Annotated in this window: 15 protein-coding genes; 12 read left to right on the top strand and 3 right to left on the bottom strand. The window is 56.5% G+C overall.

The genetic code is table 11. The features are described from left to right. Positions 1–4: 4 nt before the first annotated feature. Genes recF through dnaA form a run of 3 tightly spaced genes read right to left on the bottom strand, consistent with a single transcriptional unit; the run spans position 5 to position 3,789 of the window. On the bottom strand, positions 5–1,108 hold the full coding sequence (gene recF / locus AO353_RS10480) for a DNA replication/repair protein RecF (protein WP_054594865.1): 1,104 nt from the start codon (positions 1,106–1,108) through the stop codon (positions 5–7). Between the two features lie 20 nt (positions 1,109–1,128). Continuing rightward, positions 1,129–2,232 (bottom strand): DNA polymerase III subunit beta, encoded by a 1,104-nt coding sequence (gene dnaN, locus AO353_RS10475; protein WP_044460382.1) that lies wholly within the window; start codon positions 2,230–2,232, stop codon positions 1,129–1,131. A 39-nt stretch (positions 2,233–2,271) separates the two neighbouring features. Beyond that, on the bottom strand, positions 2,272–3,789 hold the full coding sequence (gene dnaA / locus AO353_RS10470; protein WP_054594864.1) for a chromosomal replication initiator protein DnaA: 1,518 nt from the start codon (positions 3,787–3,789) through the stop codon (positions 2,272–2,274). Between the two features lie 565 nt (positions 3,790–4,354). Here dnaA and rpmH point away from each other — a divergent pair. The 12 genes from rpmH to atpE all read left to right on the top strand — a co-directional run bounded on the left by rpmH (position 4,355) and on the right by atpE (position 14,956). Then, positions 4,355–4,489 carry a 50S ribosomal protein L34 gene (rpmH, locus tag AO353_RS29675; RefSeq protein WP_003213577.1) on the top strand — a complete coding sequence of 45 codons (135 nt, stop codon included), beginning with the start codon at positions 4,355–4,357 and terminating at the stop codon, positions 4,487–4,489. A 16-nt stretch (positions 4,490–4,505) separates the two neighbouring features. Further along, positions 4,506–4,907 (top strand): ribonuclease P protein component, encoded by a 402-nt coding sequence (rnpA, locus tag AO353_RS10465; RefSeq protein WP_031319651.1) that lies wholly within the window; start codon positions 4,506–4,508, stop codon positions 4,905–4,907. Continuing rightward, complete coding sequence (gene yidD, locus AO353_RS29670; RefSeq protein WP_052966011.1) at positions 4,900–5,145, top strand: membrane protein insertion efficiency factor YidD; 246 nt, start codon at positions 4,900–4,902, stop codon at positions 5,143–5,145. Before rnpA ends, yidD begins: the two co-directional genes overlap by 8 nt. A 2-nt stretch (positions 5,146–5,147) precedes the next feature. After that, on the top strand, positions 5,148–6,830 hold the full coding sequence (yidC, locus tag AO353_RS10460) for a membrane protein insertase YidC (RefSeq protein ID WP_054594863.1): 1,683 nt from the start codon (positions 5,148–5,150) through the stop codon (positions 6,828–6,830). A 79-nt stretch (positions 6,831–6,909) separates the two neighbouring features. Beyond that, entirely contained in the window at positions 6,910–8,280 is a 1,371-nt protein-coding gene (gene mnmE, locus AO353_RS10455) for a tRNA uridine-5-carboxymethylaminomethyl(34) synthesis GTPase MnmE (RefSeq protein WP_054594862.1), read from the top strand. Between the two features lie 605 nt (positions 8,281–8,885). Next, a complete protein-coding gene (gene mnmG / locus AO353_RS10445) occupies positions 8,886–10,784 on the top strand; it encodes a tRNA uridine-5-carboxymethylaminomethyl(34) synthesis enzyme MnmG (protein ID WP_054594860.1) in 1,899 nt (632 codons plus the stop codon). Then, complete coding sequence (gene rsmG / locus AO353_RS10440; protein ID WP_054594859.1) at positions 10,781–11,425, top strand: 16S rRNA (guanine(527)-N(7))-methyltransferase RsmG; 645 nt, start codon at positions 10,781–10,783, stop codon at positions 11,423–11,425. Before mnmG ends, rsmG begins: the two co-directional genes overlap by 4 nt. A gap of 18 nt (positions 11,426–11,443) precedes the next feature. Beyond that, a complete protein-coding gene (locus AO353_RS10435; protein WP_019694399.1) occupies positions 11,444–12,241 on the top strand; it encodes a ParA family protein in 798 nt (265 codons plus the stop codon). 9 nt (positions 12,242–12,250) lie between these two features. After that, positions 12,251–13,123 (top strand): ParB/RepB/Spo0J family partition protein, encoded by an 873-nt coding sequence (locus AO353_RS10430; RefSeq protein WP_054594858.1) that lies wholly within the window; start codon positions 12,251–12,253, stop codon positions 13,121–13,123. A 148-nt stretch (positions 13,124–13,271) separates the two neighbouring features. Beyond that, positions 13,272–13,679, top strand: a complete 408-nt coding sequence (locus AO353_RS10425; protein WP_054594857.1) for a F0F1 ATP synthase subunit I — start codon at positions 13,272–13,274, stop codon at positions 13,677–13,679. A 16-nt stretch (positions 13,680–13,695) separates the two neighbouring features. Further along, entirely contained in the window at positions 13,696–14,565 is an 870-nt protein-coding gene (atpB, locus tag AO353_RS10420) for a F0F1 ATP synthase subunit A (RefSeq protein ID WP_054594856.1), read from the top strand. A gap of 133 nt (positions 14,566–14,698) precedes the next feature. Next, the gene (gene atpE, locus AO353_RS10415) at positions 14,699–14,956 is read left to right on the top strand and encodes a F0F1 ATP synthase subunit C (protein ID WP_019694395.1); all 258 of its coding nucleotides are present in this window, start codon (positions 14,699–14,701) and stop codon (positions 14,954–14,956) included. Positions 14,957–14,959 lie beyond the last annotated feature (3 nt).

The raw sequence follows: 14,959 nt of genomic DNA, 5'->3' as shown, positions 1-14,959 counted from the left end.
GCCTTCACTCCCGATGGTCGTGGGTCTGGGTGATACGGCCCTGTTCCACGTGGAACAGGGCGACTGGCGTTTCCGTCTGCCAGCCTTCCCTCAATAATTCATGATCTACACAGGTGATAAAAACCTGGCAGCGTAAGTCTTCCAGCAAACGGCAAAGCGCGCGGCGATGCTGCTCATCCAGCTCGGACGGCAAGTCATCCACCAGATAAATACATTGGCCGCGCCGGGCCTGGCTGACCAAATGCCCTTGGGCAATCCGCAATGCACAAACCACCAACTTCTGCTGACCACGAGACAAGATGTCCGCAGCATTGTGTGCGCCCAATCGAAGGCGCAAATCAGCGCGTTGTGGTCCGGCCTGGGTATGCCCCATTTGCTGATCCCGGTGAACGGACGCGGCGAGCACTGCACTCAGCTCTCGCTCTTTGTCCCAACCCCGGTAATAGCTAAGCGTTAAGCCCTCGAGTTCGACGAGTTCGCTCAAGGTCTGTTCAAAGACTGGTTTCAAGGCTTTGATATAAGCGCGGCGGTATTCATCAATTTCAGCGCTGGCCTGGCACAATTCTCTGTCCCAAACCGCTTGCGAAACGGCGTCAAGTGTACCATGCCGCAGCCAAGAGTTTCTCTGGCGCAGGGCCTTCTGCAAGCGCTGCCAGGTGGACATGAAACGTGGTTCCACGTGGAACACGCCCCAATCGAGAAACTGTCGGCGAATTTTCGGTGCGCCTTCCAACAGGCGGAAGCTGTCGGGGTTGATCAATTGCAGCGGCAGGATTTCTGCCAGTTGCGCAGCACTGCGGGCGTTCTGCCCGTCGATGCGAATCTGGAACTCCCCTTGGCGGTCCCGGGATATCCCCAGCGCGCTGTGTCCACCTTCGGCCAATTCGACCTGGCCAAACACCGTGCACGCTAACTGCTCGTACTGGATGACTGGTAAAAGGCGGCTGCTACGAAACGAACGGGCGAGCCCCAGCAGATGGATGGCTTCCAGAACACTGGTTTTGCCGCTGCCGTTGGCGCCGTACAGGATATTGATGCGGGGGGAGGGGGAGAAGGTCACCGGGTGCAGATTGCGCACCGCGGTGACCGAGACACGACTGAGGGACATCTAGCGTCTGCTGAACATGTTTACAGGCGCATCGGCATGACAACGTAAGCCGAGTCGTCGTTGTCGGACTCTTGCACCAGCGCACTGCTGTTGGAGTCAGACAGGATCAAACGCACTTGCTCAGTAGTCATCACGCCCAGCACGTCGAGCAGATAGCTCACGTTGAAGCCGATTTCCAGCGAGCCCCCGTTGTACTCAACGCCAACTTCTTCTTCCGCCTCTTCCTGTTCCGGGTTGTTCGCCTGGATCTTCAGCTGACCGTTGGCCAGTTGCAGGCGAATGCCGCGGTACTTCTCGTTGGACAGAATCGCGGTACGGCTGAACGCTTCACGCAGTGCCTGACGATCGCCCAATACCAGCTTGTCGCCACCTTTGGGCAGAACGCGCTCGTAATCAGGGAATTTGCCGTCGACCAGTTTCGAGGTAAAGGTGAACTCGCCGGTGGTGGCGCGAATATGGTGCTGGCCCAGAACGATGCTGACATTGCCATCCGGCTCGGTCAGCAAGCGCGCCAGTTCCAGAATACCTTTACGTGGAACGATCACCTGGTGACGATCCGGCTGGCCGATGTCAGCCTGCATCGAGCACATGGCCAGACGGTGACCGTCGGTGGCCACGGCGCGGATGATGCCCGCCGAGACTTCCAGCAACATGCCGTTGAGGTAATAGCGAACGTCCTGCTGAGCCATGGCGAAGCTGGTACGTTCGATCAAACGACGCAGTTTGCTCTGCTCCAGACTGCAGGTCAGCGAGCCCGGGCCTTCTTCCACTGTCGGGAAATCGTTGGCTGGCAACGTCGACAGGGTAAAGCGGCTACGGCCGGCTTTCACGACGAGTTTCTGCTCATCGACCTTGATGTCGATCAGCGCGTCGTTCGGCAGGCTCTTGCAGATGTCCATCAGCTTACGCGCCGGGACAGTGATTTCGCCCGGCTCGGCCGGTTCTTCGAGTTGCACACGACCGACCAGCTCGACTTCCAGGTCGGTACCGGTCAGCGACAACTGCTGGCCTTCGACAACCAGCAGCACGTTGGAAAGCACCGGCAAGGTCTGTCGGCGCTCGACGACGCCTGCGACCAGTTGCAGGGGTTTCAACAGGGCTTCGCGTTGAATGGTGAAATGCATGGTCTAGTCCCTTGCCTTAATTAGCTGCGCTGGTGTTCATCAAGTGGTCAGTGTACGCAGCAGGTTCTTGTAGTCCTCGCGGATGTCCGCGTCGGATTCCTTAAGTTCGTTGATCTTGCGGCATGCGTGCAAAACCGTGGTGTGGTCGCGACCGCCAAATACGTCGCCGATTTCCGGCAAACTGTGGTTGGTCAGTTCCTTGGACAGCGCCATGGCCACTTGCCGTGGACGTGCGACCGAACGCGAACGGCGCTTGGACAGCAAATCCGAAATCTTGATCTTGTAGTACTCAGCGACCGTGCGCTGAATGTTATCCACAGAGACCAGTTTGTCCTGAAGCGCCAACAGGTCCTTCAAGGATTCGCGAATCAACTCGATGGTGATATCGCGGCCCATGAAGTGCGAGTGGGCGATTACGCGTTTGAGCGCGCCTTCGAGTTCACGGACGTTGGAACGAATACGCTGGGCGATAAAGAACGCAGCATCGTGCGGCAGGTCGACTTTGGCCTGGTCGGCTTTCTTCATCAGAATCGCGACGCGGGTTTCCAGCTCCGGCGGCTCGACGGCGACCGTCAGGCCCCAGCCGAAGCGCGACTTCAAGCGCTCTTCAAGGCCTTCGATTTCTTTCGGATAACGGTCACTGGTGAGGATGACCTGTTGGCCACCTTCAAGCAGGGCGTTGAACGTGTGGAAGAACTCTTCCTGGGAACGTTCCTTGCGGGCGAAAAACTGAATGTCATCGATAAGCAGCGCATCGACCGAACGGTAGAAGCGTTTGAACTCGTTGATAGCATTCAGCTGCAACGCCTTGACCATGTCGGCCACGAAGCGCTCGGAATGCAGGTACACGACCTTGGCATTCGGGTTCTTCTTTAATAGGTGGTTACCCACAGCGTGCATCAAGTGGGTTTTACCCAAGCCAACGCCGCCATACAGGAACAGCGGGTTGTAACCGTGCTTGGGATTGTCCGCGACCTGCCAGGCTGCCGCACGGGCCAGTTGGTTGGACTTACCTTCGACAAAGTTCTCGAAGGTAAAGGTGCGGTTCAGGTAACTGGTGTGCTTGAGCGCGCCTTCGACCTGCACGGTGCGTTGTTCTGCACGTACCGGGGCCTGTTGCGAGCTGGCGCCGGCCATTGGGTCGAAGCTGTCGCGAGACGGTTCTTCGCTGACCTCGGCGGTTTTTTGTGTTGCTCGCTTGGTTGACGTGGCAGGTGCAGGAGCACTGACGGGGGCAGGTGCAGCCGCGGCCTGGGCTTGAGACACTGCTGCGGCCAACGGTGCATTCGGCGCCGCACGAGGTGCTGAACTGCGTTTGCTGCCTATTAATAAGGAAAGCGCCGGCGCCATGCCATTGCCGTGCTCATCCAGCAGCTCGAGCACGCGGCTCAGGTACTTTTCGTTGACCCAGTCGAGAACAAAACGATTCGGCGCGTAGACACGCAACTCGTCGCCTTCGGCTTCGACCTGTAGTGGACGGATCCAAGTGTTGAATTGTTGGGCAGGCAGCTCATCGCGCAAAAGCTCCACGCACTGCTGCCAAAGTTCCACTGACACGGATATCCCCTAAGTTGAAAGCCGGTGAGGCAAAAACAAGCGGCCATTGTAGCGACCAGACGCCGACTTATCCACACGTGGGTTGCTCACGGGTGTCGAAGAATCAACGCTTTATACGTAAAAAAGACGACCAATGGTCTGTGCATAAGCCCTGTGGATAAACCTACCTAAGGTCATTGTACAAGTGGGGGGCAAACCCGGTGGATAACCTGCCTGTGGATAACCACCCATTCCACACACAGCTTATCCGACAGCGCAGCACAGGCTGACCACCGTTTTCCACTGTAGTTGTCATTCTCTGTACAGCACGGAATAGAAGGGCTAAAGGTAGTTATCCACAGAAGATGGCAGGCCTAGCTTTTATAAGCTTTACAGAAAAGCTTTAAATAATTCCCTTCTTTATTTTTATATCTAGCTGTCCACCTTTCAAGGACGAACCCTGCGGATATCCATTTAAAGGAAACGTTGGTTGGAAATTGACCTAGAGGCTTGCTTTCTCTAGAATCCCCGGTCTCTTAAAACGGGGGCCATTCCGGCCCGTTGTGGACGAACCAGGTAACACGACATGAAACGTACTTTCCAACCAAGCACTATCAAACGCGCTCGTACCCACGGTTTCCGTGCTCGCATGGCTACCAAGAACGGCCGTGCCGTCCTGTCGCGTCGTCGCGCCAAAGGTCGTGCGCGTCTGGCAGTTTGATAATCCGGTACTGGAGGTGAGTCAGGACTTCAGTCGGGAAAAGCGTTTGCTTACCCCCCGGCATTTCAAGGCAGTCTTTGACTCCCCTACCGGCAAGGTTCCGGGGAAAAATCTCCTGCTCCTTGCACGCACCAACGATCTCGATCACCCCCGCCTAGGGCTGGTTATCGGGAAAAAGAGTGTGAAGCTCTCCGTTGAGCGCAATCGCCTCAAGCGTTTGATGCGCGAATCATTTCGCCTCCACCAGGATTCTCTGGTTGGTTGGGATATCGTTATCGTCGCGCGCAAAGGTTTGGGTGATGTAGAAAACCCCGAATTGATTCAGCATTTCGGCAAACTCTGGAAACGTCTGGCACGCAGCACGCCGGTACCAGCAGTCAAAACCGAAACTGTAGGGGTAGACAGCACTGATGCGTAAACTGGCGCTCGTTCCGATCCAGTTTTATCGCTATGCCATTAGTCCTTTGATGGCCAGCCACTGTCGTTTCTACCCCAGTTGTTCCTGCTACGCGTATGAAGCCATAGAAAATCATGGCCTTCTGCGCGGTGGCTGGCTGACCTTTCGTCGTTTAGGTCGCTGTCATCCGTGGAATCCCGGTGGTTATGACCCGGTTCCATCTATCCCTACCTCCCGTTCTTCTTCGATGGCCGAGTAATCATGGATATTAAACGCACGATCCTGATCGTCGCCCTGGCAATCGTGTCCTACGTTATGGTTCTGAAATGGAACCAGGACTATGGTCAGGCTGCCTTGCCGACTCAGAATGTTGCTTCCAATCAGGCTGCCCCGGCTATTCCGGATACGCCACTTGGTAACAATGCTGCCGCCAGTGCCGATGTACCCAGCGCGAATACCGATATCAGTGCCCCTGCCGCAACGCCGGTAGTCACCAATAAAGATCTCATCCATGTCAAAACGGATGTGCTCGAACTGGCTATCGATCCTCAAGGTGGTGATATCGCCCAGCTGATGCTGCCGCTGTATCCACGTCGTCAGGACCATCCGGAAATTCCGTTCCAGCTGTTTGATAACGGCGGCGAACGTACTTACCTGGCTCAAAGCGGCCTGACCGGTACCAACGGTCCGGATGCTCGTGCTACCGGTCGTCCGGTTTACTCGACCGAACAGAAGACTTATCAACTGGCTGATGGCCAGAACCAGCTCAACGTTGACCTGAAATTCAGCGACGCTGGCGTCAATTACATCAAGCGCTTCAGCTTTACTCGCGGTCTGTACGATCTGAAAGTCACTTATCTGATCGACAACACCAGCGATAAAGCCTGGACGGGCAACCTGTTTGCCCAGCTCAAGCGCGATGCAAGTGCCGATCCTTCTTCGACTACCGCTACCGGTACTGCGACTTACCTGGGCGCTGCCCTGTGGACAAGTGCAGAGCCGTACAAAAAAGTGTCGATGAAAGATATCGACAAAGCGTCGTTGAAAGAAACCGTTAACGGTGGCTGGGTCGCCTGGCTGCAACACTACTTCGTGACTGCCTGGATTCCAGCCAAGAACGACAGCAACGTGGTGCAGACTCGCAAAGACAGCCAAGGCAACTACATCATCGGTTTCACTGGCCCGGTATTGTCCGTTGCGCCAGGTGCCAAGGCTGAAACCAGCGCTACGTTGTACGCAGGTCCGAAAAGCCAGGCGATACTGAAAGAGTTATCCCCAGGTCTGGAACTGACGGTCGACTACGGCATTCTGTGGTTCATCGCCCAGCCGATCTTCTGGCTGTTGCAACATATCCACGCGATCGTTGGTAACTGGGGCTGGTCGATCATCTTCCTGACCATGCTGATCAAGGGGATCTTCTTCCCGCTGTCGGCTGCCAGCTACAAATCCATGGCCCGCATGCGTGCAGTGGCACCGAAACTGGCTGCTCTGAAAGAGCAACATGGCGACGACCGGCAGAAAATGTCGCAAGCCATGATGGAGCTGTACAAGAAAGAGAAGATCAATCCACTGGGTGGTTGCTTGCCAATCCTCGTGCAGATGCCGGTTTTCCTTTCGCTGTACTGGGTACTCCTGGAAAGCGTGGAAATGCGCCAGGCACCGTTCATGCTGTGGATTACTGACCTGTCGATCAAGGATCCGTTCTTCATTCTGCCGATCATCATGGGCGCAACCATGTTCATCCAGCAGCAGCTGAACCCGACTCCTCCGGATCCGATGCAGGCCAAGGTGATGAAGCTGATGCCAATCATCTTCACCTTCTTCTTCCTGTGGTTCCCTGCGGGTCTGGTGCTGTACTGGGTTGTGAACAACTGCCTGTCCATCACCCAACAGTGGTACATCACACGTAAGATTGAAGCGGCTACCAAAAAAGCGGCTGCATAACTTACTCTGTGGATAACCACTCAAAACGCCCCCTAGTGGGGCGTTTTGCTATCCGTCATTTTTATCTGGATATCGAATCATGAGCACTCCTCGTGAAACCATTGCCGCCGTCGCCACTGCTCAAGGCCGTGGCGGTGTCGGTATCGTCCGTATTTCCGGTCCGCTGGCGAGTGTTGCGGCGAAAGCCATCAGCGGTCGCGAACTGAAACCACGGTTCGCCCATTACGGCCCGTTTCTCAGTGAAAACGAGGATGTGCTGGACGAAGGCATCGCCTTGTATTTCCCTGGACCGAATTCATTCACCGGCGAAGATGTGCTGGAACTCCAGGGCCATGGCGGCCCGATCGTTCTGGATATGTTGCTGCAGCGCTGCCTGCAATTGGGTTGCCGTCTGGCCCGGCCGGGTGAATTCAGCGAACGCGCGTTCCTCAACGACAAACTCGACCTGGCCCAGGCCGAAGCCATCGCCGATTTGATCGAAGCGAGTTCTGCACAGGCAGCTCGAAATGCACTGCGTTCGTTGCAAGGCGCATTTTCGCAGCGTGTGCATAACCTCACCGAGCAGTTGATTGCATTGCGGATCTACGTTGAGGCGGCAATCGACTTCCCTGAAGAAGAAATCGACTTCCTTGCCGATGGTCACGTGCTGAAGATGCTCGATGCGGTGCGCGATGAGTTATCCACCGTGTTGCGTGAAGCCGGGCAGGGTGCATTGCTGCGTGACGGCATGACTGTGGTGATTGCCGGTCGTCCTAACGCCGGTAAATCCAGCCTGCTCAATGCATTGGCTGGCCGTGAAGCCGCGATTGTTACCGAGATTGCCGGTACGACCCGGGATATCCTGCGCGAACATATCCACATCGATGGTATGCCTCTGCATGTGGTCGACACGGCTGGCTTGCGCGACACCGAAGACCAGGTCGAGAAAATCGGTGTGGAACGGGCATTGAAAGCCATCAGCGAGGCAGATCGGGTGTTGCTGGTGGTTGATGCCACTGCGCCTGAAGCGCTCGATCCTTTTGCCTTGTGGCCTGAATTCCTCGAGCAACGCCCGGATCCGGCCAAAGTGACCTTGATCCGCAACAAGGCAGACCTGACCGGAGAAGCGATAGCGCTGGAAGTCAGTGAAGATGGCCACGTGACCATCAGCTTGAGCGCCAGGTCTGCTGGCGAAGGCCTGGAACTGCTGCGTGACCATCTCAAGGCCTGCATGGGCTATGAGCAAACCTCGGAAAGCAGCTTCAGCGCCCGCCGGCGTCACCTGGAAGCCCTGCGCCATGCCAGTGCTTCACTCGAACATGGCCGCGCGCAGCTGACCTTGGCCGGTGCCGGAGAGCTGCTGGCTGAAGATTTGCGTCAGGCACAGCAGTCGTTGGGTGAAATTACCGGCGAATTCAGCTCCGACGACCTGTTGGGCAGGATCTTTTCCAGCTTCTGTATCGGTAAATAACCTCACCTCTCCCTCCGTGGGAGCCGAGCTTGCTCGCGAGGCGGCGTGTCTGACACGCCGTGTTGCTTAAATCGCAGGCAAGCCAGCTCCCACGAATCCGTGTATCCCCCAGATTTTTCGCATTGCCGAGCGGCATCGATCGCTTCGGTGGTTTTTCCGTGGGCGGAATTTGCTCCATTCAGCGCTTTTCTGTGGATTAAGCCCTGTGAATAACTGCCACTGAGCACGGTTGATAACAGGGCTTCAAAACTGAGGAAAACCACCTCTGTGGATAACCACCCCATTCATCCACAGGCTTACACCGGTTATCCAAGGGCCTCCTTGGCACATGACCACAGGCTTTCATTCCTCTGTACACATTGAAAATAAAGGTCTACATAGATCTATCCACAGAAAATGTGCTCTATAGAAATAAACATAAAAACAAAGATTTAATAAATTTCTTTCTTTTTAATTTCTATTGTCCGTGACTTACCCACAGCTGGTTAAATTTTGTGCAAAGGGTTCTTTAGGAAGGGCGAAGTCCCTATACTTGTCGACCAGGTCCGAAAACCTGAGCTCAAACTATTCCTGATTACCCAACTGAAGCAGGCACGAGGTGCGTGGTGGATTTCCCTTCCCGTTTTGAAGTGATCGTCATCGGCGGCGGTCATGCCGGTACCGAGGCAGCACTTGCATCAGCACGTATGGGGGCAAAAACCCTGTTGCTGACGCATAACGTGGAAACCCTCGGAGCAATGAGCTGCAACCCCGCGATTGGCGGGATCGGCAAAAGCCATCTGGTCAAGGAAATCGATGCCCTTGGCGGTGCGATGGCCATGGCTACCGATAAAGGTGGTATTCAATTTCGCGTCTTGAACAGCCGCAAAGGCCCAGCCGTGCGCGCTACTCGCGCCCAGGCCGATCGCGTTCTGTACAAGGCCGCTGTACGCGAGATTCTCGAGAACCAGCCGAACCTGTGGATATTTCAACAGGCCGCCGACGACCTGATCGTCGAACAGGATCAAGTGCGTGGTGTTGTCACCCAAATGGGCCTGCGGTTCTTCGCAGATTCCGTGGTGTTGACCACTGGCACCTTCCTCGGTGGACTTATCCACATCGGTTTGCAGAATTTTTCCGGCGGTCGCGCCGGTGATCCACCATCGATCGCACTGGCTCACCGTCTGCGTGAACTGCCATTGCGTGTGGGTCGTTTGAAAACCGGTACTCCGCCGCGTATCGACGGCCGCTCTGTGGATTTCTCGGTGATGACCGAGCAACCGGGCGATACGCCAATCCCGGTGATGTCGTTCATGGGCAACAAGGAACAGCATCCACAGCAGGTCAGTTGCTGGATTACCCATACGAATGCGCGTACCCACGAAATCATTGCCGCAAACCTCGACCGTTCGCCTATGTACTCCGCTGCCGGTGAGATCGAAGGCATCGGCCCGCGTTACTGCCCGTCGATCGAAGACAAGATTCACCGCTTTGCCGACAAGGAAAGCCATCAGGTCTTCATCGAGCCGGAAGGTTTGACCACCCACGAGCTGTACCCGAACGGGATATCCACATCCTTGCCGTTCGACGTGCAATTGCAGATCGTGCAATCGATTCGCGGCATGGAAAACGCCCATATCGTTCGCCCGGGCTACGCCATCGAGTACGACTACTTTGATCCGCGCGACCTGAAGTACAGCCTCGAAACCAAAGTTATTGGTGGTCTGTTCTTCGCCGGACAAATCAACGGCACCACCGGTTACGAAGAAGCCGGGGCCCAAGGTTTGCTGGCCGGGGCCAACGCAGCATTGCGTGCCCAGGGCAAAGACAGCTGGTGCCCGCGTCGCGACGAAGCGTACATCGGCGTATTGGTCGACGACCTGATTACCCTGGGGACCCAGGAACCGTATCGGATGTTCACGTCCCGTGCCGAATACCGTTTGATCCTGCGCGAAGACAACGCCGACCTGCGCTTGACCGAAAAAGGTCGCGAGCTGGGTCTGGTGGACGACGTGCGCTGGGCGGCTTTCTGCAAAAAACGCGAAAGCATCGAAGTGGAAGAGCAACGCCTGAAAAGCACCTGGGTTCGCCCCGGTACGGAGCAGGGCGATGCGATTGCCGAAAAGTTCGGCACGCCGCTGACCCACGAATACAACTTGCTGAACCTGCTGACCCGTCCGGAAATCGACTACGCTGGTCTGATCTCGGTGACCGGCGCCGGTGCAGAAGATCCACAGGTCGCCGAGCAGGTCGAAATCAAGACCAAATACGCCGGTTACATCGACCGTCAGCAGGATGAAATTGCTCGCCTGCGGGCCAGTGAAGACACCAAATTGCCTGTGGATATCGATTACACGAACATCTCCGGTCTCTCCAAAGAGATCCAGAGCAAGCTCGGTGCGACCCGTCCAGAGACCCTGGGCCAGGCTTCGCGGATACCGGGCGTGACTCCGGCAGCGATTTCGCTGTTGATGATTCATTTGAAAAAACGCGGCGCGGGCCGTCAGTTGGAGCAAAGCGCTTGAGTTCGTTGGTCACCTCGCAACATGCCGAAGAGTTATCCACAGGTGCTCGCCAGCTCGGTGTGAACCTGACAGAAACCCAGCACGCGCAGCTGCTGGGTTATCTGGCCCTGTTGATCAAATGGAACAAGGCTTACAACCTGACCGCCGTGCGTGATCCGGACGAAATGGTTTCGCGGCACCTGCTCGACAGCCTGAGCGTGATGTCCTTCATCGAAAACGGTCGCTGGCTGGATGTTGGCAGTGGCGGCGGCATGCCGGGTATTCCACTGGCGATCCTGTTTCCCGAGTCGCAAGTGACGTGCCTGGACAGCAACGGCAAGAAAACCCGCTTCCTGACTCAGGTCAAACTCGAACTCAAACTGAATAACCTGCAAGTTATCCACAGTCGCGTCGAAGCCTTCACGCCTGAACTGCCGTTCAACGGGATTATTTCCCGGGCATTCAGCAGCATGGAGAACTTCAGCAACTGGACTCGCCACTTGGGCGATAGCGACACGCGTTGGCTGGCAATGAAGGGCGTTCATCCCGCCGATGAGCTGGTAGCATTGCCGGCAGACTTCCACCTCGATAGCGAACACGCCCTGGCCGTACCCGGTTGCCAAGGCCAACGCCATCTGCTGATACTGCGCCGCAGGGCATGATTGGGAACACAAGCAAGAATGGCTAAGGTATTCGCGATAGCGAACCAAAAGGGTGGTGTGGGCAAGACCACCACCTGCATCAACCTCGCAGCATCCCTGGTCGCGACCAAGCGTCGGGTGTTGTTGATCGATCTTGATCCACAGGGCAACGCCACCATGGGTAGCGGTGTGGATAAACACGGCCTGGAAAACTCGGTCTACGACCTGTTGATCGGCGAATGCGATCTGGCTCAGGCCATGCACTTCTCCGAACACGGTGGTTACCAGTTGTTGCCGGCCAACCGCGATTTGACCGCGGCTGAAGTCGTTCTGCTGGAAATGCAGATGAAGGAAAGCCGTCTGCGCAGCGCTTTGGCGCCGATCCGTGAGAACTACGATTACATTTTGATCGACTGCCCACCGTCGCTGTCGATGCTCACGCTCAATGCTCTGGTTGCCTCCGACGGGGTAATTATCCCCATGCAGTGCGAGTATTTCGCGCTCGAAGGGTTGAGCGACCTTGTGGATAACATCAAGCGCATCGCTGAGCTGCTGAACCCGAACCTGAAAATCGAAGGCCTGCTGCGGACCATGTATGACCCGCGCCTGAGCCTGATGAACGATGTGTCGGCGCAGCTCAAGGAACACTTCGGCGAGCAACTGTACGACACCGTGATACCGCGCAACATCCGTCTGGCCGAAGCGCCAAGTTATGGCATGCCGGCGTTGGCCTATGACAAACAATCCCGTGGCGCACTGGCCTATCTGGCCCTGGCGGGCGAGATGGTTCGTCGTCAACGCAAAAATTCACGCATTGCCGCTGCTCAGGCAACTTAAGGAATCCCCATGGCCGTCAAGAAACGAGGTCTCGGACGTGGACTGGATGCACTGCTGAGTGGTCCGACTGTCAGTTCGCTTGAAGAGCAAGCGGTGCAGGCCGATCAGCGTGAGCTGCAGCACCTGCCGCTGGACCTGATCCAGCGTGGCAAGTACCAGCCGCGTCGCGACATGGACCCCCAGGCGCTGGAAGAACTGGCGCAGTCGATCAAGGCTCAAGGCGTGATGCAGCCGATCGTGGTTCGCCCGATCGGTGCCGGCCGCTTTGAAATCATCGCCGGCGAACGCCGCTGGCGCGCCAGCCAGCAGGCTGGCCAGGAAACCATCCCGGCGATGGTGCGCGATGTGCCGGATGAAACCGCAATCGCCATGGCGTTGATCGAGAACATCCAGCGCGAAGACCTCAATCCGATCGAGGAAGCGGTCGCCCTGCAGCGTCTGCAGCAGGAATTCCAGCTGACTCAGCAGCAAGTCGCTGAAGCTGTGGGCAAATCCCGCGTGACCGTGGCCAACTTGTTGCGCCTGATTGCATTGCCGGAAGTCATCAAGACCATGCTGTCCCACGGCGACCTGGAAATGGGTCATGCCCGGGCTTTGCTCGGGTTGCCGGAAAATCAACAGGTCGAGGGGGCGCGACATGTTGTCGCACGTGGTCTCACCGTGCGCCAGACCGAGGCCCTGGTTCGCCAGTGGTTGAGTGGTAAACCGGCGCCTGCCGAACCCTCGAAACCGGACCCGGATATCGCTCGTCTCGAACAACGCCTGGCAGAGCGCCTAGGCTCTGCGGTGCAGATCCGCCACGGGAAGAAGGGCAAAGGACAGTTGGTGATTGGCTACAACTCCCTTGACGAGCTTCAAGGCGTCCTCGCACATATCCGCTGAAACATTTCCTCATGTAGCGCGACGTTCGAAATCACTACCTGACAGTTGAATAGGGGCTGAACCGCCCCTATACTCTGCGCGCATTTTGTCGGCACAAATTATGCCAAGTTATTGAATTCTGGCAGCCGGCCTTTGAGGAGCAAAAGTGATGGAAACCCGCACGCCAAACCGCTTGCCGTTCCATCGCTTGGCGGTTTTTCCCGTGTTATTGGCGCAATTTGTCGTTTTGCTGCTTGCAGCGACGGCGCTCTGGCGATGGCATGGAGTCGTAGCCGGATACTCAGGACTCTGCGGAGGTCTGATAGCCTTGCTTCCCAATGTTTATTTCGCTCACAGGGCATTTCGGTTTTCCGGCGCCCGAGCAGCTCAAGCCATTGTCCGGTCTTTTTATGCCGGCGAGGCAGGCAAACTGATTTTGACGGCAGTGCTCTTTGCATTGACGTTCGCAGGTGTGAAGCCACTGGCGCCGCTAGCTGTATTCGGCGTCTTCGTGCTGACCCAACTGGTCAGCTGGTTCGCTCCCCTGCTGATGAGAACAAGACTTTCGAGACCTTAGGGCGTTTGAGGCAACCATGGCAGCAGAATCCGCTTCGGGCTATATCCAGCACCACTTGCAAAACCTGACCTTCGGTCAGCTACCTACCGGCGGCTGGGGTTTTGCCCACACCGCAGCAGAAGCCAAGGCAATGGGCTTCTGGGCTTTCCACGTCGATACCCTCGGCTGGTCGGTCGCGTTGGGGCTGATCTTCGTTCTTCTTTTCCGCATGGCGGCGAAGAAGGCGACTTCCGGCGTACCAGGTGCCTTGCAGAACTTCGTTGAAGTATTGGTCGAATTCGTCGACAGCAGCGTGAAAGACAGCTTCCATGGCCGTAGCCCGGTGGTTGCACCTTTGGCACTGACCATCTTCGTCTGGGTGTTCATGATGAACGCCATCGACCTGGTACCGGTCGACTGGATCCCGCAACTGGCTGCGGCCATTTCCGGCAACCACGAGATTCCGTTCCGCGCCGTATCGACCACCGACCCGAACGCTACGCTGGCCATGGCCTTCTCGGTGTTCGCGCTGATCATTTTCTACAGCATCAAAATCAAGGGCATCGGCGGCTTTATCGGCGAACTGACCCTGCACCCGTTCGGCAGCAAGAACATTTTTGTTCAGGCGCTGCTGATTCCGGTGAACTTCCTGCTGGAATTCGTGACGCTGATTGCCAAGCCAATCTCGCTGGCACTGCGTCTGTTCGGCAACATGTACGCTGGCGAGCTGGTGTTTATCCTGATCGCCGTGATGTTCGGCAGCGGCCTGCTCTGGCTTAGCGGCCTGGGCATTGTGCTGCAGTGGGCGTGGGCTGTGTTCCACATCCTGATCATCACCCTGCAGGCGTTTATCTTCATGATGCTGACCATCGTCTACCTGTCGATGGCGCACGAAGAGAACCATTAAGACCGGCTTCGGCTAGTCTGATGTCCCTCTCGCCTCGGCGAGAGGGGGCCCGTACCGGGCTCGATGAAACGATTTGTTTTACCGCTTTAATCTAAAAAACCTAAACCATACGACGTAAAAGTCGGGAGGAAAGATGGAAACTGTAGTTGGTCTAACCGCTATCGCTGTTGCACTGTTGATCGGCCTGGGCGCACTGGGTACCGCAATTGGTTTCGGCCTGTTGGGTGGCAAGTTCCTGGAAGGCGCAGCGCGTCAGCCAGAAATGGTTCCAATGCTGCAAGTTAAAATGTTCATCGTTGCCGGTCTGCTCGACGCCGTAACCATGATCGGCGTTGGTATCGCTCTGTTCTTCACCTTCGCGAACCCTTTCGTTGGTCAACTCGCTCACTAATCA

This window comes from Pseudomonas fluorescens, from assembly GCF_001307155.1.
Classification (GTDB): domain Bacteria; phylum Pseudomonadota; class Gammaproteobacteria; order Pseudomonadales; family Pseudomonadaceae; genus Aquipseudomonas; species Aquipseudomonas helvetica.
This window is presented reverse-complemented; position numbering and strand designations above follow the sequence as displayed.

Bases quoted from the DNA above. Each gene is read 5' to 3' on its own strand.
- yidD (WP_052966011.1), top strand. From the start codon at position 4,900: ATGCGTAAACTGGCGCTCGTTCCGATCCAGTTTTATCGCTATGCCATT.
- AO353_RS10425 (WP_054594857.1), top strand. From the start codon at position 13,272: ATGGAAACCCGCACGCCAAACCGCTTGCCGTTCCATCGCTTGGCGGTT.
- yidC (WP_054594863.1), top strand. From the start codon at position 5,148: ATGGATATTAAACGCACGATCCTGATCGTCGCCCTGGCAATCGTGTCC.
- AO353_RS10435 (WP_019694399.1), top strand. From the start codon at position 11,444: ATGGCTAAGGTATTCGCGATAGCGAACCAAAAGGGTGGTGTGGGCAAG.
- recF (WP_054594865.1), bottom strand. From the start codon at position 1,108: ATGTCCCTCAGTCGTGTCTCGGTCACCGCGGTGCGCAATCTGCACCCG.
- rpmH (WP_003213577.1), top strand. From the start codon at position 4,355: ATGAAACGTACTTTCCAACCAAGCACTATCAAACGCGCTCGTACCCAC.
- atpB (WP_054594856.1), top strand. From the start codon at position 13,696: ATGGCAGCAGAATCCGCTTCGGGCTATATCCAGCACCACTTGCAAAAC.
- AO353_RS10430 (WP_054594858.1), top strand. From the start codon at position 12,251: ATGGCCGTCAAGAAACGAGGTCTCGGACGTGGACTGGATGCACTGCTG.
- atpE (WP_019694395.1), top strand. From the start codon at position 14,699: ATGGAAACTGTAGTTGGTCTAACCGCTATCGCTGTTGCACTGTTGATC.
- mnmE (WP_054594862.1), top strand. From the start codon at position 6,910: ATGAGCACTCCTCGTGAAACCATTGCCGCCGTCGCCACTGCTCAAGGC.
- dnaN (WP_044460382.1), bottom strand. From the start codon at position 2,232: ATGCATTTCACCATTCAACGCGAAGCCCTGTTGAAACCCCTGCAACTG.